Raw genomic sequence first — 19851 nt, 5'->3', positions numbered from 1 at the left:
TCAGGAGGACCCATGGACCAGATCAACCAGATTCTCGCACAATATCCCTGGCTGCAACAATGGTATGTCGTCGCCATCGCGGCGGCGGTTCTGGGTTGGCTGCTGTGCAACCTGACCAGCGTACGGGCCTTGAAGCGCGATGTCGCGGCCCTACGGTCCGAGGCGGAAACGCACAAGACCATGGCCGAGGAGGCCGCCCGTGCCCGCTCCACGCTGGATGTCGAATGTGCCCGGTTGCAGGAACGGGCCGGCCACGCAGATCACTACAAGGACCGCCTGGATGAGACGAACGATCTCCTGCGGGAGGCCGAACAGCAGATCGCCGGTCTGAGCTCCGAGCTAAAGGCCGAACGCGCCAACCACGCCGCGCGGATGGAGGAATTGCGCGGTGCACAAGAGGCGCTGGAAAAACGCTTCGACGAACTGGCGCGCAAGGCTCTGGACGGCAACGCCGAACGATTCCTGACCTCAGTGACGGAGCGGTTCGAGAAACACAAACAGGCCGCCGATGCCGATCTGGGCGCACGACAAAAGGGGATCGAGACCTTGCTCGCCCCGATCCGCGAAAACCTGACCAAGTTCGAGGAGCAGACCCGCCAGATCGAAAAGGCCCGCGAAGGTGCCTATCGCACCGTCACCGAACAGGTCGGCAAACTGCATGAGGAACAGCGCCGCCTGACCAAGGAAACCAACCGCCTGGTCACCGCATTGCGAGAGCCGAAGACTCGCGGAAACTGGGGCGAATTCCAACTGCGTCAGGTTGTCGAGATGGCCGGAATGATCGACCACGTGGATTTCCACATGGAACAATCGGTCGAGGTGGACGGCCAGCGTCAGCGCCCCGATGCCACGGTCAATCTGCCCGGAGGCAAGCGGATCGTCATCGACGCGAAAACCCCGCTCGACGCATTCCTGACCGCCGCCGGAATGGATGACGGGCCTGAGAAAGCCGCCAGCCTCGCCCATCATGCGCGCCAGCTTCGCGTGCAGATGCAGGGCCTCGCAAAGAAAAGCTATTTCGACGTCATCGCCGGATCGCCCGATTTCGTCGTCATGTTCATCCCGGGTGAAGCATTCTATTCCGCCGCGTTGAGCGAGGATCCCACCCTGTTCGAGGATGCGATCCGCAACAAGGTCATCGTCGCCACGCCGACAACCCTGATCGCTCTGCTGAAATCCGTTGCCTATGGCTGGCAGCAGGAGCGGATGAGCGAGAACGCGCAACGCGCAACCGATCTGGCGCAGGAACTTTACAAGAGGCTGTCCACATTGGGCAAACATCTCGACAAGCTGGGGCGCTCGATCTCCAACTCCGTGCGCGATTACAACACGATCGTCGGCGCGGTCGAAAGCCGTGTGCTGGTCACGGCCAAACAGTTCGAAGGCATGTCGATCGCTCCGCAGGGCGACAGCGTTCCCGAGATACCGTTGGTTGAGTCAGATATACGGCAATTGGACGCACGCAAATTTTCGGATCTGGACGATTAGATCCCTGAATACCCGGCCCACGATACTGCATCTCAAATCGTATGTCGCACGACAGTCCGGCCCAATACCGGAATTTCGGGATCAAACCTGCCCTTCGGACGGTTTACATCCATCTCACATCCATTAGGTACCACCGATGCAACTGGCCCCCCGCCGTGTCGAGGTGGGGCGGCAAACAAGCAGGAGGTCCGATATGACCACAGCACAGGCAGGCGACACCGTCGCGATTCACTATACCGGCACTTTGACGGATGGCACGAAATTTGACAGCTCCGAGGGGCGTGATCCGTTGAGCTTCACCCTCGGCTCCGGCCAGATCATCAAGGGTCTGGACGCCGCCGTCACCGGCATGGATGAGGGCGCAGAGGCGACCGTCACCATTCCCGCGGATGAGGCATACGGCCAGGCCGATCCGAACCAGGTACAACAGGTTCCCCGCGAAACCATCCCCGACGAGATCCCGCTGGAGGTTGGATTGCAGCTTCAGGCGCAGACCCCTCAGGGTGCCACGATCCCTCTGGTCGTGACCAAGATAGAGGAAGAGACCGTCACCCTGGACGCCAATCACCCCCTGGCTGGCAAGGACCTGACATTCGAGTTCAAACTTGTTTCGGTCGCTCGCTAAAAAATCGGAACCAAATTCGATCCTGTAACGTTAAGGCACCAAGGCCAAAAAAATCAGGACCGAGTTCATGGACAGTATCTTGTTCGCGGTGGTCGCTATAGCGGCTGCGGCGCTAATAATTTTTGCAGTCACAACACGTGACAATGCAGATGAAAACGGCAGTTCGGACGACCGGTCCGGACCGACAAAACGCTAAGACCCCTGAGGTTTCTCAGGGGTCTTTCGCTTAGTGGGTTTTGCAGTTTCGGGGGCCTCGATCACATCGCCCCTGTCAAAGCGGCCACTATCAGTCTAGCCGCTCCACGGGGGGTGAGGCTCACTATCATGATCTGAATGGCCCCACCTGCGCAGGGCCATCCCGACAAATCAGAACTTCAGGGCTTTGGCCTGCTTGACCTGCGGCAAGGCGCGGATTTCCGTCAGCGTCGCCTCGGACAGTTCCTGATCCACGCCCACCAATGCGATCGCTTCTCCATCCTTCACCGACCGGCCAAGGGCGAATGTCGCGATGTTCACGCCCAGATCGCCCAGCTTCGTACCCAGCGCACCGATATAGCCCGGCGTATCGGCATTGGTGGTGTAGAGCATGAAATCGAGCGGCTCCGCCTCCAGCCCGATCCCCTTGATCTGAATGAATCGCGGCTTGCCGTCCGAGAAGACCGTACCGGCGACCGAGCGGGTCTGTTTCTCCGTCGTGACGATCAACCGCATGTAGGAGCCGTATGCGCCCTGCTCGTCCTTGCGCGTCTCCGCGATTTTCACACCACGCTCGCGTGCGACGATAGGGGCGGACACCATGTTGACGCCCCCCTCACCGACCAGCGGTTTCATCAGCGCGGCGGTCAGCGCCGAGGTCAGCGGCTTGAGGTTCAGCTCACCGACCTTGCCGACAAACTCGATCTCGATTTCCTTGATCGGGGATTCGGTAACCTGACCGGCAAAACCGCCGAGGATTTCAGCGAGGTCGATCCACGGCTTGAGGATCGGCGCTTCCTCGGCGGTCACAGACGGCGCGTTGATCGCGTTGGAGATCGCGCCCTTCATCAGATAGTCCGACATCTGCTCGGCCACCTGCAGCGCCACATTCTCCTGCGCCTCGCTGGTCGCGGCACCCAGATGCGGCGTGCACACGACGTTGGGCGCGGTGAACAGCGGGTTGTCCGTGGCAGGCTCTTCAGCAAAGACGTCGAAGGCGGCGCCGGCAAGATGACCGTCGTGCAGCGCCTGCGCGACAGCCGCCTCATCCACCAGACCACCACGGGCGCAGTTGATCAGATAGGCGCCCTTCTTCATCAGCCGGATGCGATCCTCGTTCAACAGACCGGCGGTTTTTTCGGTCTTGGGCAGGTGCAACGTCACGAAATCCGCGAGGGGCAGCAGCTCCTCGATGGTTTCGACCTTGGTCACGCCCAGCTTCTCCGCCCGGGTGGTGGACAGGAACGGATCGAAGGCCACAACCTTCATCCGCAGACCCAGCGCGCGGTCGGCCACGATGGACCCGATATTGCCGCAGCCAATCAGACCCAGCGTCTTGCGCGTGATTTCGGTGCCCATGAAGCGGGACTTCTCCCACTTGCCGGCGCGGGTGGAGGCATCGGCCTCGGGGATCTGGCGGGCGACGGCGAACATCATCGCGATGGCGTGCTCAGCCGTGGTGATCGAGTTGCCGAACGGCGTGTTCATTACCACAATCCCCTTGGCGGAGGCAGCGGCGATATCGACATTGTCCACTCCGATCCCGGCGCGGCCAATAGCCTTGAGGTTGGTGGCTTTGGCGATCAGATCGGCGGTCGCCTTTGTGGCGGAGCGGATGGCGAGGCCATCGTAATCGCCAATGATCTCAGCCAGTTTCGCCGGATCCTTGCCCAGCTTGGGCTGGAAATCCACCTCCACCCCATTGTCGCGGAAAATCTGCACGGCTGCTTCCGAAAGCGCGTCGGAGATGAGTACTTTTGCCATTTTGAACGGTCCTGTAACGGTCGCCTGCCCTATAGGCGGCGCAAAGAAAATGCCCCCGGCACGTGGCCGGGGCGCGAAATCACATGGAGGCTTTGACGGACTGGAACGCCCAGTCGAGCCATGGCGTCAACCGACGTATATCGGTCGCGTCCACCGTCGCGCCGCACCAGATGCGCAGACCCGCAGGCGCGTCGCGATAGCCGTTGATGTCATAGGCGACCTCTTCGGTCTCCAGCAACTTGACCATCTTCTTGACGAAGGCCCTCTGCCCGTCCTCATCCAGCGCCGCGACCGCCGGATCGGTGATCTTGAGGCAGACGGACGTGTTGGAGCGGTTCAGCGGGTTCGCCACTAGGTTTTCGATCCAGGGCGTGTCGTCCACCCAGTATTGCAGCGCTGCATAGTTGTCCTGCGCCCGCTCCATCGTCGCTGTGGCGCCCAGCCCGGCGACCCAGTCCAGCGCGTCCTCGGCATCGGCCACGGCCCACATGGACGGCGTGTTGATCGTCGCACCGGTGAAGATGCCGTCGATCAGCTTACCGCCCTTGGTCAGGCGAAAGATCTTGGGCAACGGACGGTCCGGGGAATAGCTTTCCAGCCGGGCAATAGCGCGCGGCGACAGGACCAGAACGCCGTGCGCCCCCTCCCCGCCCAGAACCTTCTGCCAGGAGAATGTCAGCACATCGACCTTGGACCAGTCGACCGGCTGCGCGAACACGGCGGAGGTCGCATCGACGAAGGTCAGCCCCTTGCGGTCACTGGCGATCCAGTCAAAATTCGGAATGCGCGCGCCCGAGGTCGTGCCGTTCTGCGTGAAGCAGATATCGGCGTCCTTGCGCACATCATTCAGGTCGGGCAGTTCGCCATAGGCGGCCTCGATCACGCGGCAATCGTCCAGCTTGAGCTGTTTGGTGGCATCGGTCGCCCAACCCTTGCCGAAGCTTTCCCAGACAAGCATATCCACCGGGCGTTCGCCCAGCATGGACCACATCGCCATTTCATAGGCGCCGGTGTCTGAGGCTGGCACAATGCCGACCACGTAATCGGAGGGGACGTTCAGCAACTCGGCGGTCTTGTCGATGACGGCCTTGATCTGCGCCTTGGGGCCGGCGGCCCGGTGCGAACGGCCAAGGAAGGCACGTTCCTCAACCGCGGCGGCAGACCAGCCGGGGCGCTTGGGACAGGGACCGGAGGAGAATTCAGGACGCGCAGGCTTGACCTGCGGCTGGGTAGGGAAGCTCATGGACGGCTCCGTCGTCAGGGCGAAATTCCTGAGTACACCGCCGCTCGCCCTTAGTCCGGCTGTGCACCCACGAACCGGATATGGTGCAATGCATCCCGCGTCAATCTCTCAAATGGGCAGGACAAAAAAAGGCCCCCGATCAGATCGAGGGCCAGTCATAGCCATCCGTCGGGAAGAGGGTTGGCCAACACGTGCGAGGATGCGCTCAATCCCAGAAGGGACGCTGCACCTCACGCTGGGCGGCCAGGTCGCTCAACCCGATATCGCGCAGCAGGTGACTATCCAGGCGTTTCAAATGGCGGCGGGTGCGCGCACGACCTGCCCATGTCGCCACAACCGACGCGAAACCACGACGGGATCCGCCATAGAGGGACGTAAGTGTGAGATAGGACATCATCGTCTTCCTTGTACCAATACAATATGCGGTTTGTGTCTGTTAAAGCCACGCGATACAGGTACAAACACCACCGACGCTTTTCCACCGGAGTTTTGTCATGGGTACAAGATTCGATACGAGCTGGGTTCCCGACCTTGCCAACAGCGTGGCCCCGAAATATCGCACCCTCTCCGTCGCGATCGAGGACGCTATTCGAAGCGGCGCTTTGGCATCGGGCGCGAAGCTGCCCCCGGTGCGCGAACTGGCGTGGGAGATCGGCGTGACACCCGGCACCGTCGCCCGCGCCTACCGTGAAGCAACGGAGGCAGGCGCCCTGCGCGCCACCGTCGGTCAGGGCACCTTCGTGCGGGACCGCCGGGAGACCGGAACATTCATCCCCTTGCATCCATTAACAAATCAGACCTTGGAAGGTCAGATAGACCTGCGCAACTCCCGCTCACCCATGGTGGGACAGGAACACCTCATAAACGAGGCGATCAAACGCGTGATGCAACGCGGCTCCGTCGTGCTGGACGATTACACCCGCGCCACGAACGACCTGTCCACGCGCAAGGCGCTGGCGGGCTGGCTGGCCGAGGGGGGCGTCGTCGCGGACAAGGATGCGATTGTACCCACCTATGGGGCACAACAGGCCGTGCTTGTCGCGATGATGGCTGTCACCTCCGGCCCGCATCCCGTTATTCTGGTATCCGACCTGATCTATCCCGGCTTTCAACAGGCGGCGAAGCTGGCTGGCGTCACATTGTACCCCATACAGTCGGACGAACACGGCCTGCAAATCGACGCCCTGACCGAGGCCTGCCGCACCGCCCGCCCTCAGGCCATGCTGGTCACACCGAACCTGCACAATCCCACTCTGGTCACGATGCCAGAAAACCGGCGCATCCAGATTGCCGAACTGGCCCGCGCCCACGACGTGCAGATCATAGAGGACGATGTCTATGGCTGGCTGATGGAAAGCCGCCCCCCGTCCTTCCCGGCCCTCGCGCCGGAGAGGACATGGTATGCCACCTCGCTGTCGAAATGCGTCGCGGCGGGATTGCGGTTCGGCTGTCTTGTCACGCCCCCCGGTCGCGGGGCCATCGGACAAGGCATCATACAGGCGATGAACTACCGCGTGTCCTCCCTGATCGGACAGACCGTGGCCGAATTGATCGAGAGCGGCACGGCGGACGAGATTCGCATCAACGCGCGCAAGCATCTGGAGGAACGCGCCACACTGCTGCGCTCCTACCTTGCGCCATGGGGCGTGCACACGGCGATCGGCGCGAACTTCGCTTGGTTGCCCCTGCCCGAGGGATGGCACCTCGCCGCCTTTGATCGCGCCTGTGCCGAGGCAGGCGTGCGCATCGCCACAGCCGGCGCTTACGTTTTACCCGGCGCGGACGTGCCCAACAAGATCCGCATCGCCCTGGGTATGGGGTTGAGCGATGAGACCTTCGCGGATTGCCTCAGCCGGATCAGCCGCATCCTGGCCCATCCGCCGGTGGAGTTGATGGCGTGAGCACGGTTGCCGTGACCGCGAATGCCACCCCGCGCGACTGGGCAATGCTGGGTCTGCTCGGCCTGATCTGGGGCGCTTCGTTTCTGGGGGTGGAACTGGCGCTGACCGGCTTCGGCCCGATCACGACGGCGGCAGGGCGCATTGGTCTGGCGGCAATCATTCTGGTGGGATTGGCCCTGCGCGCGGGCGGTCTGCCGCGCTGGTCTGCGCCGAATGGGCCGCGCATCTGGGGGCACATCCTGGGGATGGCCCTGTTCACCAACGCGATTCCCTTCGCCCTGCTCAGCTGGGCTCAGGAATCCGTGACCTCCAGCTTTGCGGGGATCACCATGGCGATCGTGCCATTGATGGTGCTGCCGCTGGCGCATCTGATGGTCCCGGGTGAGAGGATGAGCTTGCGCAAGGTTGCGGGCTTCGCCATCGGCTTTGCGGGCGTCGTCGTGCTGATCGGCCTGCCGCAAGGGCAAGGCGCGGGGCTGGCGCGACTGGCCTGCGTCGGCGCGTCGGCGTGCTATGCCATCGGCTCGATCAACACCCGGCTGTGCCCGCCGGTCGGCCTGATCGCCTATTCCGCCGCGGGCCTGACGGTGGCCGCGATATTGATCGTGCCCGCGGCCCTGCTGATCGAGGGCGTTCCTGCCCTGCCCCCGGTCAAGGCCGTGGCCGGGTTGCTCTATCTGGGGCTGTTGCCCACGGCGCTGGCGACGGTCATCCTGGTCAGCGTCACGCGCAGCGCGGGCCCCTCGTTCCTGAGTCTGGTTAACTATCAGGTTCCGGTCTGGGCCGTGATTCTGGGCACCGTGTTTCTGGGTGAAAGCCTGCCCAGCGCGTTCCTGTTTGCCCTGATCCTGATCATCGCCGGTCTGGTGGTCAGCCGCAGCCCCGCGCAAAGATTGCGCCCGTGAACATTGCGCCGATGAAGCCTGTCACCAATCGCCGTGTATTGGCGATCGCGCTGCCCATCGTTCTGTCGAACGCAACGATCCCGCTGATGGGGCTGGTCGATACCTATGCCGTCGGCCAGCTGGGTGCCGCCGCCCCGATCGGAGGGGTCGCCATCGGTGCGATCATCCTCAGCGCGATCTATTGGATTTTCGGTTTTTTGCGCATGGGCACCACCGGCATGGTCGCGCAGGCCGCCGGGCGTGGTGACATGGCGGAACGTGACGCCCATCTCAGCCGCGCCTTGCTGATCGCCGGTGTCGCGGGCCTCGCCCTGATCGTGCTGCAGGTTCCGATCACCCGCCTTGCCTTCTGGATCGCAAAGGGCAGTGACGAGGTCGAAACCCTCGGCCAGACCTACATCGCCATCCGCATCTGGGGCGCGCCCTTTGCCATTGCCGTCTATGCTCTGACCGGCTGGCTGATCGCGGTGGAGCGGACACGCGGCGTTCTGATCCTGCAAATGACAATGAACGGCCTGAACATTGTACTGTCCCTGACCTTCGTGCTGGGAATGGACATGGGGGTTGCTGGCGTTGCGCTGGCCACCGTGATCGCGGAACTTGCAGGCGCGGCGGTGGGCCTGTTCCTGTGCCGCGACGTGTTTCGCGCACCGCACTGGCGCGACCCTGCGCGGGTCGGTGATATGGCAATGCTCAAGCCCATGATCGCGGTGAACACCGACATCATGATCCGGTCGGTCCTGCTGCAACTATGCTTCATGTCGGTCACGTTCCGGGCGGCTGGGTTGAGCGACGTGACGTTGGCCGCGAACCAGATCCTGCTGCAATTCCTGAACCTGACGGCTTACGCGCTGGACGGTTTCGCCTTCGCGGCGGAGGCCATGGTCGGTGCCGCGTTCGGCGCGCGAAACCGCGCGGCCCTGCGACAGGCCGCCCGTCTGACCAGCCTGTGGGGCGTCGGCGCCGTCTGCCTGATGTCCGCGATGTTCCTGTTCGCGGGCGGTGCAGTCATTGAGCAGATGACGACCGCGCAGAACGTGCAGGACGTCGCCCGCGTCTATCTGCCATGGATGGTGCTGGCCCCTGTGGTCGGGCTGCCATGCTTCATGCTGGACGGTATTTTCATCGGTGCGACACGGACACGCGACATGCGCAACATGATGCTGCTGTCCGCCGCCGGATATTTCGTAGCATTGTGGACGCTGGTGCCGCTCTTTGGCAATCACGGCCTGTGGGCGGCACTCATGCTGTTCTTCGTGCTGCGGGGGCTGACACTGGGCTGGCGCTATCCCGCGCTGGAGGCTGCCTCCACCCGATGAATGTCGGGCCGGTTCCCCGCCACGATCAGGCCGCCCGCGATCAGAACGAAGCCGATCACCAGTTGCAAGGTCAGCGGCTCTCCCAACAGAGTGATGCCGACGAATCCAGCCCAGATCGGGATCAGATAGCTGGACGTGGACGCGAACACGGCGCCCGATCGTTTGACCGTCCAGTATCGCAGCAGTTGCGCCAGTCCTGTCTGCACCACGCCCAGAACAACCAGCGCGAACAAAGGCACGCCGGGTGTCAGCGCCCCGCTCAACCCGACCGCGCCGAAGGGCACAAGCACCGCCGCCGCGCAAAGCTGGCTGGCCGCCGTCGCCTGAACCGGGGGCAGTTCAGGCATCTTGCGCACCAGCACCGCAGACAATCCATAGCAGAACGCGGTGCCGAGACAGGCAATCTGGGGCAGCAGCGGCGCGCCCACGGCCTGAAATATGCCCGGTCCAATCAGCACGGCCAGGCCCGCGAACCCGACGCTGAACCCCAGCCATTTGCGCGGTCCGACCGGGGTGCCGAGGATTACCTTCGCCAACATCAAAACAAATAGCGGCGAGGAGGAGATCATCACGGCCGCCACCGCAGAATCGATGCTCAGTTGCGCCCAGGTCAACAATGTGAACGGCAGCGCCAGCGACGTGATGCCAAACACGCCGCACCATGCCCAGTGGCGCCACCTGCGCGGCAATCCCTGCCCCGAAAGATAAGCCACGCACACCAGTACCATCGCGGCCAGTCCCGCGCGGGCCGTCACGACCTCCACCGCGCCGAAACCGCGCAAGGCCACGTCGGTCAGTGCAAAGGCGGACCCCCACACGATGCCCAGCGTGCCCACGGCACCGTATGAGATGTAATCGGGACGGGTTTTCATGCGCTCCCACCGTAATGCCGGATGACCGGCAGAAGACGGCTCACCGCACCGCGTTCACTTTCCCGAAATATCCCCGCCGGAGGCACTTATCTGGCTCTGGGCATCACGAAATGCACCATCGCCTCGGCAAAGGGGCGGGCCTTGTCGTCCTGCCAGGCCTCCACCCGCACCGAAGCATAGCGCCGTCCGGAGCGTGAGACCGTCGCGCGGGCATAGGCGTCGCGCGGCAAGCCGCTGCGCAGGTACTCGACAGTGATGTCCAGGACCTTCGGCCATTCGGGGAAGTCGCCCGCCTCGATCGCCTCGGCCTGCGGGCCGCCTGCCTCCATTTGATCCCAGACCTGCGACCACATCAGTTCGACCAGAGCCGACGATTCCAGAAACCCGCCGATCGCCCCGCCATGCAGCGCCTGCAGCAGCGGGTTGCCGATCAGGTGGTCGGAATATTTCATCACCGCCGTCAGCTCGTTTCCCCGCCGGTCGAAGCTGATGCCCATGAACTGCATGTAAGGCACCGCCTGCGTCAGGCGCGACAGCGCGGCGTCGCGGCGGGCTTTGACCTCCTGTACGGGTTGGTTGCGATCCCGGCTCATGGTGTCTTTCCGATCTTGGTTCCGTTTGGCTCCACCGTGAAGGCTCCGTTGGCCTGCGCCACGGGATCGGCAGGATCGCCATCATCCGCCACGGCCCGCACGAATGCGACGGACTGGGTGATACGATAGCATTCAGCACGGGCGGTCACGGTCTTTCCGGGTTTCGCCCCGCGCATGTAGTCGATGCGCAGGTCGATCGTCGCCGTACCGCCAGGGGCCTTGGGGTGGGTCATGACGGCTGTGCCGCAGCACCCGTCCAGCAATGCGGTAATGACGCCGCCATGCAAGACGCCGGTCGCCGGATCACCGATCAGCCTGGTATCGTAGGGCACACTTATCACCGCCGTGCCGGGGCCGACATCCTCGATATGCATTCCCAGTTCACGCGAATGCGGAATGACGTGCGCCATCTTGCGCGCCAGTTCCAGCAGCTCCACATTGTCCATCTCAAGCGGCTCCTCGATATTCTGCCCCAGGCGGGCTCGCGGCGACAGTATGTCGCGCTCCACCGGTTTGAAAGAGCCGTCGCGGATCGGCCGGGAAATCGCGGAATGTTTGTAAGCCTTGATTTTCCTGCCGTATGTCCGAAATTAGAGGGAAGGCGGCAGACAGACCGGTCACATTTACAGGAGGTTCAGGGGATGACGGAAGTAAAGCAGACCCTTCAGCAGATGTGCGAAGAGTTCGACATCACCCCCAGGACGTTGCGCTATTACGAATATATCGAATTGCTCTCACCGCAGAGGGACGGTCGCAAGCGGCTGTATGGTGGGCGCGAACGTGCGCGCCTGACCTTGATTCTGCGCGGGCGACGCTTCGGTTTCAGTCTGGAGGAAATCCGGCAATGGCTCGCCCTGTACGAGATTGAGGACAACCAGACCACGCAATATCGTGAATGGGTCGAAATCAGCACACGTCAGATCGACGAACTGGAATCGCGAAAGCGGGAGCTGGAGGAGGCGATAGATGAGCTGACGCGCCTGCGCGACGTTGTGGAAAGCGCCCTGGACACCTGACGCGGACAAGCCCCTACAAGCTGCGAAAATCGAAATCGTGCCCCGTCAGCGCACGTGCGGCGGATCTGACCTGCGCCGGATCCCCCGTCGTAAGATAGGTTATCGTTGGATAAGCCGTTTCGCGCGAGGTATCGCCCGGCAGATCGCCGTGGCGCGGGTGGCGTGTCAGGTAATCTCGCAGACTGGCCGCGACGCAATCGGGTTGCGACAGGATCGGCGTGCCCGGTGCCAACCCCGCAGCGAAGGCATCCGCGACCAGCGGATAATGCGTACAGCCCAGAAAGACCTTGTCGGGAACGAACCCGTCCAGCCTGCCCGCGAAATCGCGGGCCAGCGCGCGCGCCTGTCCGGTCTGCCCCGCCTCCAATGCCTCTACCAGACCGGGACACGCCACCTGCCTGATATCGACATTCCGAGCGCGATAGGCCATTTCGCGCGGAAAGGCCCCGCTGGCCACGGTGGCCTGCGTCGCGAAGATCGCGATCCGCTGGTCCGCGCCGTCGTCAGGGGGGTTGTCATCTGCCCAGCCGCGCCCGGACAGGGCCTCGATCACCGGCACAAAAACGCCGAGCGCCCGGTGCCGAGGATATTCCCGTGCCAGCCATCCCTGCTGCAAATCGCGGAGCGCGGCCGCTGCCGCAGTATTGCAGGCGATGATGACCAGAGTGCACCCCCGGTCGAACAGGCTTTGCAATGCGGCGCGGGTCAGGGCCGTGATCTCACCCGGCGTGCGCGACCCGTAGGGCGCATTGGCATGGTCCCCCAGATAGAGGAACGTCTGTTCTGACAGATCGCGCTGCAATGCGGCCAGCGTGGTCAGCCCGCCGTGGCCACTGTCGAACACGCCGATCATACCGCCCCCAATTCCAGATCCAGGGCCGCATAGCTGCGCCCCAGTTCCGCCTGCACCCAGTCGAAGAAGGCGCGAATGTCGGGCGTCATGCGCGGTCCCTGCGTAATCAGCCAGTATGCGTTGGCGCTGGACAGGATCCCCTCGACCGGGCGAACCAGCTGGCCCCGCGCCAGCGCGTCCCCCGCCAGAGTCGGCCACGCCATCAGCACGCCCTGCCCCGCAATCGCGGCGTCCAGACACAATGCGGCATCCGAATAGGCCGGTCCGGTGCGGGCGGGCGGCGCGCCTCCGCCCGCGTGTTCGCGCCACCAGTCTGGCCAAAGGTCCGCAGCGTGCAGATCATGCAGAACCGGCAGGGCCCGCAGATCTTCCGCTGATGCCACACGTTCGGCCAGTGCGGGACTGCACACCGGGAACACCAGCATGTCCGCCAGCTTTCGCGCGTAGACGTCCCGCCAACCGCCCGGCCCCACACGGATGGCCACATCCGCACCCCCCATGCGAGGGGAGATGAGGGACATGCTCGCCTCGATCCGCAATGTCAGGTCAGGATGCGCCTGCGCGAAATCGTTCATCCGCCAGACCAGCCATTTCGAGGCGAAGACCGGGGCCACGGATACCGTCAATGCGCTTTCATCCCTGCGCGAGGCGGTGATGACGGCCTGTTCCAGCAAGGCAAATCCACGGCTCAGATCGGTGACGACGGCCTCACCCAGCTCCGTCAGGATCAGCCCCTGCGGGCCGCGCGTGAAAAGCTGCGCGCCCAAACGATCCTCCGCCCGGCGCAAATGCTGGCTTACGGCGCCCTGCGTCACACCCAGCGCCGTCGCGGCAGCGCGCAGCGTGCCCAGTCGCGCGACCGTTTCGACCGCGCGCAGGGCGTTAAGTGGGATGTCACGAAGCTGCGCCATATAGCTTTTCTAATATGGTTCGGCGGCGTTCTCCACTCCAAACCGCAGTCAGGCGGAGCTATCTTGAGTGCTATAGAAAGGAAAACTGATATGAACATGACCATTGCGCGTTTCTTCACCCGGCTTTCGCGCCCCAAAACCGAACGCTGCGCCCCCTTCGATCATCCGGACATCGCCCGCATGGACCAGCGGATGCGCGACGACCTGCCGACGCCGGGGAATGCCTGTCTGCGGTAATCTGAAACAAATCATCGTGGCGCTGCGTAACTCCCCTCGAAGCCCGCTCAATGGGTGACAACAGGAGAGAGTATAATGACCAAACTCACGATGATCGCCGCCGCGGCCATGACCTTCGCCACGTCCGCATTCGCGGCCGCACATTCCGAACTGGGCGTCGAGGCCATGGATCAGGATGTATCCGGCGGCACCGTCACCGCAGATGCCATCACCGCCGGCGCCAATGGCTGGCTGGTCGTGCACCGCACCGATGCTGAAATGAAGCCCGGCCCCGTCGTCGGCCACGCCCCCCTGAAGGAGGGTATGAACACCGATGTCAGCGCGATCCTGACGGAGCCGGTCGCCTCGGGCGAGATGCTGATGCTGATGCTGCACGCAGAGGATGGCGGCATGGAGACGGGCATCTTCGAATACACGCTGGGCGCGTCCGAGGATGGACCTGTCCGCGTTGAGGGCGATCTGGTCATGACCGTCGTAACGGCCGAATAATCTGCACGGCGCTATCCGGCGCAAACATGCAAGGGGCGGTGATCATGCGGTCGCCGCCCTTTTTCGTGACGTTGCGTTGCACCTTACGCGCACGTCAACTTCGTGGTTGAAGACCCGTCCGCCCTACGCCAGATTTGGCTGAGCATTAGGGGGACATCGCCATGACGGAAGAGACCTACAGCACCATCGGACAGATGTGTGAGGAGTTCGACGTAACGCCACGCACCCTGCGTTTTTACGAGTCCAAGGAGCTTCTGTTTCCGCGCCGCGAGGGGTCGCGCCGCCTGTTCACCCGCTCGGACCGCGCGCGTCTGGTGCTGATCCTGCGCGGCAAGCGCTTCGGCTTCAGTCTTGAGGAGATCCGCCAGCTTCTCGACCTGTACGACATCGGCGACCAGCAACGCACCCAGATCGCGCGGACCTATTCCGTCGCGCTGGAGCGGCTGGAAGCGATGCGGGCGCAGCGTGACGAACTGGACGCTGCCATCCTCGATCTGGAGGATCAGATGGCCCTCGCCCGTGACATCCTGAAATCCCGCGGGGTCGGCGTCGCCGCCTGATCCTGCTGCCCATAATGTGCGGTGCAAACGCCGCCAGCCCAAAACGACGGAGAGAAACATGCCCTTTTACGAGCCGACCACCAAAGATATGGAATTCGTGCTGCACGACCTGTTGAAGGTGTCCGAGCTGGATATCCCCGGTTTCAACGAGATGGACCGCGACTTCACCGGCGCGGTGCTGGAGGAAGCGGGCAAGATTGCGCGTGACGTGCTGGCCCCCCTCAACCCCGTTGGCGATCACGAGGGTTGCAAGCTGGAGAACGGCTCCGTGCGTGTGCCGACCGGGTTCGAGGATGCGGTGAATGTGCTGCGCGACGGTGGGTGGACCGGCTTCGACTGCGACCCCGAATATGGCGGTCAGGGCATGCCCTACACATTGTCCGTCGCGGTGGGAGAGATGCACTCCTCCGCCAATATGGCGCTGATGATGTATCCCGGTCTGACGCATGGCGCATATGCCGCGATCCACGCGCATGGTTCGGATGAGCAGAAGACGAAGTATCTGCCCAATCTGGTCAGCTTCAAATGGGGCGGCACCATGAACCTGACGGAGCCGCAATGCGGCACCGATCTGGGCCTGATCCGCACCAAGGCGGAACCGCAGGACGACGGCACATACAAGATTTCCGGCCAGAAGATCTGGATCTCCGCCGGGGAACATGGGATGGCCGAAAACATCATCCACCTCGTTCTGGCGAAGATTCCCGGCGGCCCCGAGGGGGTAAAGGGGATCAGCCTGTTCATCGTGCCCAAGTTCCACGTGAACGAGGATGGCACGCTCGGCGATCGCAACGAGGTGTCGTGCGGCGGTCTGGAATCGAAGATGGGCATCCACGGCAACGCGACCTGCGTGATGAACTACGACGGTGCCACCGGCTATCTGATCGGTGAAAAGCACAAGGGCCTGCGCGCCATGTTCACCATGATGAACGAGGCGCGTCTGGGCGTCGGTATGCAGGGTCTGGCGCAGGCGTCAGTCGCCTATCAAAACGCGCTGGCCTTCGCCAAGGACCGCATTCAGGGCCGCGCCGTGACCGGCGTGAAGGAGCCGGAGAAGGCCGCCGACAGCATCATCCACTTCCCCGATGTGCGCCGCATGTTGATGGATCAGAAATCCTTCGTCGAAGGGGGCCGCGCGTTCATGCTGTGGGCCGCGACGATGATCGACCGTTCGCGCCGGAACGACGATGCGGATGCCGAGGGGCTGGTTTCTCTGCTGATCCCGGTGGTCAAAGGGTTCCTGACGGACAAGGGTCTGGACGCGACGATTTCGGCGCAGCAGGTCTATGGCGGATCGGGCTTCACCACCGAATGGGGGGCTGAACAGTTCGTGCGCGATTGCCGCATCGCCCTGATCTATGAGGGCACCAACGGCATTCAGGCGCTGGATCTGGTGGGCCGCAAGCTGGCGACGGACAATGGCAAGCACGTCATGGCGTTTTTCGATCTGGTGAAGGATTTCATCAAGGAGAACGGTGAGGATGAGCGCATGGCGGAGTTCATCACACCGCTCAAGGCGGCGTCGAAGGACCTTCAGGCGGGAGGCATGTACTTCATGCAGAACATGGGCAATCCGGACGACGCATTGTCGGGCGCCCATGATTTCATGCACCTGTTCGGCCATGTCTGCCTGGGCCTGATGTGGGCGCGGATGGCCAAGGCCTCGTTCGAGGCGCTCGACGCCGGCGCGGCGGACACCGAGTTCTATGAGAGCAAGCTGGTGACGGGGCGCTATTACATGACCCGCAAACTGCCCGAGACCGCATTCCTGCTGAAAAAGGTGCAGGCAGGTGGTGAAAACGTCATGGGCCTGTCGGTGGCGAATTTCTAACTGTTCGACTATCTTGTGGCGATCAAACGACCGGTTCCCTGCGGGGAACCGGTTAACGCAACAATGGGCAGCGCATTGATATATAACGTATTTTTGCTTAGATGGTTAATATCGCAGGTTTCGGGAAGGTGACGGACACCAGCGCCCGTGCAAAGACCGGGAGGGGGAAACGACAGGATGATGTTTCAGAACCTGATATCCCATCGGATATTCGCAGCCTGTGACACCTTACCTCTTACCGGGCAGGGGTTGACCCCGCGTCGTGAAGAGCGCGGGATATGCCGAACCCTCCCTGACCCCTCGCTAGCCCGCAACCGGGCGTGAAAAGGAAATCGAATGGCCGAATATGAACTGCATTGTTTTGGCGAAAGTGGACATTCCTACAAGGCGGCCCTGATGCTGGAGCTGTCTGGCTGCAGCTGGTCGCCGGTCTTTCTGGATTTCTTCAACGGTGAGACACGCTCCGTCGAATTCCGTGAGATCAACGAGATGGGTGAGGCCCCGGTGCTGCGCCACGCCGCCCGCACGGGTGAGGTGGTGCTGACGCAATCGGGCGTCATCCTGGACTACCTGTCCACGATCACGGGCAAGTTCGCCGCAGGCTCCGCCATTGAGCGGCGCGAGGTTCTGCGCTGGATCCTGTGGGACAATCACAAGATGTCATCGCAGGTCGGTGTGCTGCGCTTCATGCTCAACTACCTGCCCGAGGAGAAACGCTCCGACGATGTCATCGCATATCTGCGCGGACGGGTGAGCGGGGCCTATCAGGTGCTGGAGCAGCATCTGGCAACCGAGGACTGGCTGGTCGGGGACAAGCCGACCATCGCCGATTTTTCGTGCTGCTCCTACCTCTATTACCCCGAGCCGTTCGGCTTCGATCGGGAGGACTGGCCGAACATCTCCGCCTGGCTCGACAGGATCGCGGCGCTGGACGGTTGGAAAGCACCCTACGACCTGATGCCGAGGAAGGCGTGAGCGTTCGCAGCGACATAGACGGAGGACAGCCATGATCGTGTGGTGGCTGCTCGCACTGAGCCTGCCCGCGCTGTCGCTGGTGATCCAGCCCGCGCGGGAGGCCCGACCCGACACGAACGACATGGAGCCGGAGAACCCTTTGAGCCATGCGGCGGCGCAGGTCATCGCTGGCATCGCGTTCACCTCCATCACTTTGTTGTTGCTGGTTCAGCACGGCATCATCTGGCCGGTCATCGCGGCGATCACGCTGTTGCTGGCCTACAAACTGGCCCCACGCACCGGGGCCCTTAAAGTTTTCTATAGATGGCAACTGGCCATCGCGGTGTTCGGCACATTTGCTGCCGCACGCCTCTGGTATTTCTGGATCAGTTAAGGAAAGGGCGGATCATTATGACCGAAGCCTATATCTATGACAGCGTTCGCACCCCTCGGGGCAAGGGCCGCAAGGACGGCTCACTGCATGAGGTAACCTCCGCACGGTTGTCAGCCGAAGTGCTCAACGAGTTGAAGCGGCGCAACGATCTGGCAACGGATGAGATCGAGGATGTGATCTGGGGCAATGTCACCCAGGTCGGCGAACAGGGTGGTTGCCTGGCGCGTACGGCGGTCCTCTACTCTGATTTCAACGAGCGCGCCCCCGGCTTGTCGATCAACCGGTTCTGTGCATCGGGCATGGAGGCCGTCAATCTGGCCGGCAATCAGGTTCGCGGTGGCGCGGGTCATGCCTATATCGCTGGCGGGGTCGAGATGATGGGCCGCGTTCCCATGGGCTCGGACGGGGCAGCGATCGCCGTCGATCCGTCGGTGGCGATGAAGACATATTTCGTGCCGCAGGGCATTTCCGCCGATATCATGGCGACGGAATACGGTTTCAGCCGCGACGACGTGGACGCCTACGCCATGGAAAGCCAGCGCCGCGCCGCGATGGCCTGGGATGAAAACCGGTTCGAAAAGTCCATCATGACCGTGCGCGACCAGAACGGCCTGCCGATCCTGGACCGTGACGAATACATGCGCCCCGGCACCGACATGCAGTCGCTGGGCGGGCTGAAACCGGCGTTCAAGGATATGGGTGAGACGATGCCCGGCTTCGACGCCGTGGCCCTGCTCAAGTACCCGCATCTGGAGAAGATCAATCACGTGCACCATGCGGGCAACTCCTCGGGCATCGTTGACGGCGCCGCCGGTCTGCTGATCGGAACGAAGGAATTCGGGGAAAAGCATGGGCTGAAGCCGCGCGCGCGCATTCGCGCCACCGCCAAGATCGGCACGGACCCGACCATCATGCTGACCGGCCCGGTTCCGGTGACGGAGAAGATCCTCGCCGATACCGGCATGAGCATCTCGGACATCGACCTGTTCGAGGTGAACGAGGCGTTCGCCGCCGTCGTTCTGCGCTTCATGCAGGCATTCGACGTCGATCACGACAAGGTCAACGTCAACGGCGGGTCCATCGCCATGGGCCATCCGCTGGGCGCGACCGGCGCGATGATCATCGGCACCGCGCTGGATGAGCTGGAGCGTAGCGGCAAGGGCACCGCGCTGGCCACGTTGTGCGTCGCATCGGGCATGGGTGCGGCCACGATCATCGAGCGGGTCTGAGCTATGGAGAATGCGGGCGTCACCGAGGTTCTGAACACGTTCTGCGCAGCCTTCGAGGCTGAGCGGCACGAGGAATGGGCCGTGCTGTACGACACCTCTGTCGTGTTGATGCGCCCGCACCAGACCCTGCTCATTGATGGCCCGCAGGAAATGCTGCCCTACGGGCGCAACGTGTACGACAGCTATGCGAAACTGGGCCTGGCCAAGGTCTCGCTGACCATCCAGAACATCCGTGGATTCGATCCGGGGATCGTCCTGGCCGAGGTGACATGGCGCTATGCCACGGCCGAGGACGAGGAACTGATCCTGCACGATTGCACCTACGGCCTGCGGCGCCGCGCGGGCGGATACAAGATCGCGCTGCACATATCGCATAACGAGATCGTTCGCCGCCCGGTCTTCCTTGAAAGCTCGGCCCCGGAATTGCTGATCGGGGGCGTCTTCTGATGCCCCCCTACCCCTCTTTTTCCTC

General features: G+C 62.9%; 22 protein-coding genes. 14 read left to right on the top strand and 8 right to left on the bottom strand.

Translation table 11 applies throughout. From position 1 onward, the window contains the following. Positions 1 to 12 precede the first annotated feature (12 nt). A complete protein-coding gene (locus tag G8E03_RS09390; protein WP_205793049.1) occupies positions 13 to 1488 on the top strand; it encodes a DNA recombination protein RmuC in 1476 nt (491 codons plus the stop codon). Between the two features lie 193 nt (positions 1489 to 1681). After that, complete coding sequence (locus G8E03_RS09385; RefSeq protein ID WP_166190983.1) at positions 1682 to 2113, top strand: FKBP-type peptidyl-prolyl cis-trans isomerase; 432 nt, start codon at positions 1682 to 1684, stop codon at positions 2111 to 2113. A gap of 366 nt (positions 2114 to 2479) precedes the next feature. Here the strand turns inward: G8E03_RS09385 and serA are convergent, their stop codons facing one another. The 3 genes from serA to G8E03_RS09370 form a co-directional block, all read right to left on the bottom strand. After that, positions 2480 to 4072 (bottom strand): phosphoglycerate dehydrogenase, encoded by a 1593-nt coding sequence (gene serA, locus G8E03_RS09380; RefSeq protein ID WP_166190981.1) that lies wholly within the window; start codon positions 4070 to 4072, stop codon positions 2480 to 2482. 79 nt (positions 4073 to 4151) lie between these two features. Continuing rightward, positions 4152 to 5315 carry a phosphoserine transaminase gene (locus G8E03_RS09375; protein ID WP_166190979.1) on the bottom strand — a complete coding sequence of 388 codons (1164 nt, stop codon included), beginning with the start codon at positions 5313 to 5315 and terminating at the stop codon, positions 4152 to 4154. A 205-nt stretch (positions 5316 to 5520) separates the two neighbouring features. After that, the gene (locus G8E03_RS09370) at positions 5521 to 5709 is read right to left on the bottom strand and encodes a DUF1127 domain-containing protein (protein WP_240910316.1); all 189 of its coding nucleotides are present in this window, start codon (positions 5707 to 5709) and stop codon (positions 5521 to 5523) included. A gap of 100 nt (positions 5710 to 5809) precedes the next feature. On the opposite strand from G8E03_RS09370, the gene G8E03_RS09365 reads away from it, so the two are divergent. The 3 genes from G8E03_RS09365 to G8E03_RS09355 are packed head-to-tail and all read left to right on the top strand — an operon-like array spanning position 5810 to position 9440. Continuing rightward, positions 5810 to 7216 (top strand): aminotransferase-like domain-containing protein, encoded by a 1407-nt coding sequence (locus G8E03_RS09365; protein WP_166190975.1) that lies wholly within the window; start codon positions 5810 to 5812, stop codon positions 7214 to 7216. Further along, on the top strand, positions 7213 to 8121 hold the full coding sequence (locus tag G8E03_RS09360) for a DMT family transporter (protein WP_430693077.1): 909 nt from the start codon (positions 7213 to 7215) through the stop codon (positions 8119 to 8121). The genes G8E03_RS09365 and G8E03_RS09360 overlap by 4 nt, the downstream gene beginning before the upstream one ends. Before the next feature lie 11 nt (positions 8122 to 8132). Beyond that, complete coding sequence (locus tag G8E03_RS09355; protein WP_166194056.1) at positions 8133 to 9440, top strand: MATE family efflux transporter; 1308 nt, start codon at positions 8133 to 8135, stop codon at positions 9438 to 9440. Here the strand turns inward: G8E03_RS09355 and G8E03_RS09350 are convergent. From G8E03_RS09350 to G8E03_RS09340, 3 genes are all read right to left on the bottom strand, one after another. Continuing rightward, on the bottom strand, positions 9407 to 10312 hold the full coding sequence (locus G8E03_RS09350; protein WP_166190973.1) for a DMT family transporter: 906 nt from the start codon (positions 10310 to 10312) through the stop codon (positions 9407 to 9409). The genes G8E03_RS09355 and G8E03_RS09350 overlap by 34 nt on opposite strands. An 86-nt stretch (positions 10313 to 10398) precedes the next feature. Then, entirely contained in the window at positions 10399 to 10905 is a 507-nt protein-coding gene (locus G8E03_RS09345; protein ID WP_166190972.1) for a PaaI family thioesterase, read from the bottom strand. Next, complete coding sequence (locus G8E03_RS09340) at positions 10902 to 11351, bottom strand: PaaI family thioesterase (protein WP_166190970.1); 450 nt, start codon at positions 11349 to 11351, stop codon at positions 10902 to 10904. Before G8E03_RS09340 ends, G8E03_RS09345 begins: the two co-directional genes overlap by 4 nt. A gap of 195 nt (positions 11352 to 11546) precedes the next feature. Between G8E03_RS09340 and G8E03_RS09335 the strand changes: the two genes are divergently transcribed. Then, on the top strand, positions 11547 to 11921 hold the full coding sequence (locus G8E03_RS09335) for a MerR family transcriptional regulator (protein ID WP_166190968.1): 375 nt from the start codon (positions 11547 to 11549) through the stop codon (positions 11919 to 11921). 13 nt (positions 11922 to 11934) lie between these two features. Here G8E03_RS09335 and G8E03_RS09330 read toward each other — a convergent pair whose 3' ends face one another. Next, a complete protein-coding gene (locus G8E03_RS09330) occupies positions 11935 to 12774 on the bottom strand; it encodes a glutamate racemase (RefSeq protein WP_166190966.1) in 840 nt (279 codons plus the stop codon). Beyond that, the gene (locus tag G8E03_RS09325) at positions 12771 to 13685 is read right to left on the bottom strand and encodes a LysR substrate-binding domain-containing protein (protein WP_166190964.1); all 915 of its coding nucleotides are present in this window, start codon (positions 13683 to 13685) and stop codon (positions 12771 to 12773) included. The genes G8E03_RS09330 and G8E03_RS09325 overlap by 4 nt, the downstream gene beginning before the upstream one ends. Before the next feature lie 90 nt (positions 13686 to 13775). Between G8E03_RS09325 and G8E03_RS09320 the strand changes: the two genes are divergently transcribed. From G8E03_RS09320 to G8E03_RS09285, 8 genes are all read left to right on the top strand, one after another. Further along, positions 13776 to 13922, top strand: a complete 147-nt coding sequence (locus G8E03_RS09320) for a hypothetical protein (protein ID WP_166190962.1) — start codon at positions 13776 to 13778, stop codon at positions 13920 to 13922. Between the two features lie 75 nt (positions 13923 to 13997). Continuing rightward, the gene (locus tag G8E03_RS09315; RefSeq protein WP_166190960.1) at positions 13998 to 14411 is read left to right on the top strand and encodes a DUF7282 domain-containing protein; all 414 of its coding nucleotides are present in this window, start codon (positions 13998 to 14000) and stop codon (positions 14409 to 14411) included. 161 nt (positions 14412 to 14572) lie between these two features. Continuing rightward, positions 14573 to 14971: a MerR family transcriptional regulator gene (locus G8E03_RS09310; protein ID WP_166190958.1), complete on the top strand. Its 399-nt coding sequence runs from the start codon at positions 14573 to 14575 to the stop codon at positions 14969 to 14971. 58 nt (positions 14972 to 15029) lie between these two features. Then, complete coding sequence (locus tag G8E03_RS09305) at positions 15030 to 16802, top strand: acyl-CoA dehydrogenase C-terminal domain-containing protein (RefSeq protein WP_166190956.1); 1773 nt, start codon at positions 15030 to 15032, stop codon at positions 16800 to 16802. 336 nt (positions 16803 to 17138) lie between these two features. Next, the gene (locus G8E03_RS09300; RefSeq protein ID WP_166190954.1) at positions 17139 to 17777 is read left to right on the top strand and encodes a glutathione S-transferase family protein; all 639 of its coding nucleotides are present in this window, start codon (positions 17139 to 17141) and stop codon (positions 17775 to 17777) included. 31 nt (positions 17778 to 17808) lie between these two features. Then, positions 17809 to 18150 carry a hypothetical protein gene (locus G8E03_RS09295; protein ID WP_166190952.1) on the top strand — a complete coding sequence of 114 codons (342 nt, stop codon included), beginning with the start codon at positions 17809 to 17811 and terminating at the stop codon, positions 18148 to 18150. 17 nt (positions 18151 to 18167) lie between these two features. After that, positions 18168 to 19379, top strand: coding sequence for an acetyl-CoA C-acetyltransferase (locus G8E03_RS09290; RefSeq protein ID WP_166190950.1), 1212 nt, complete (start codon positions 18168 to 18170; stop codon positions 19377 to 19379). Positions 19380 to 19382: 3 nt separating this feature from the next. Then, a complete protein-coding gene (locus tag G8E03_RS09285; protein WP_166190948.1) occupies positions 19383 to 19826 on the top strand; it encodes a DUF6841 family protein in 444 nt (147 codons plus the stop codon). The last annotated feature ends 25 nt before the right edge of the window (positions 19827 to 19851 follow it).

Source organism: Pontivivens nitratireducens (assembly GCF_011290545.1).
Lineage (GTDB): Bacteria > Pseudomonadota > Alphaproteobacteria > Rhodobacterales > Rhodobacteraceae > Pontivivens > Pontivivens nitratireducens.
Note: the sequence above shows the minus strand (reverse complement) of the source record. Positions and strands in the feature narration are given on the sequence as shown.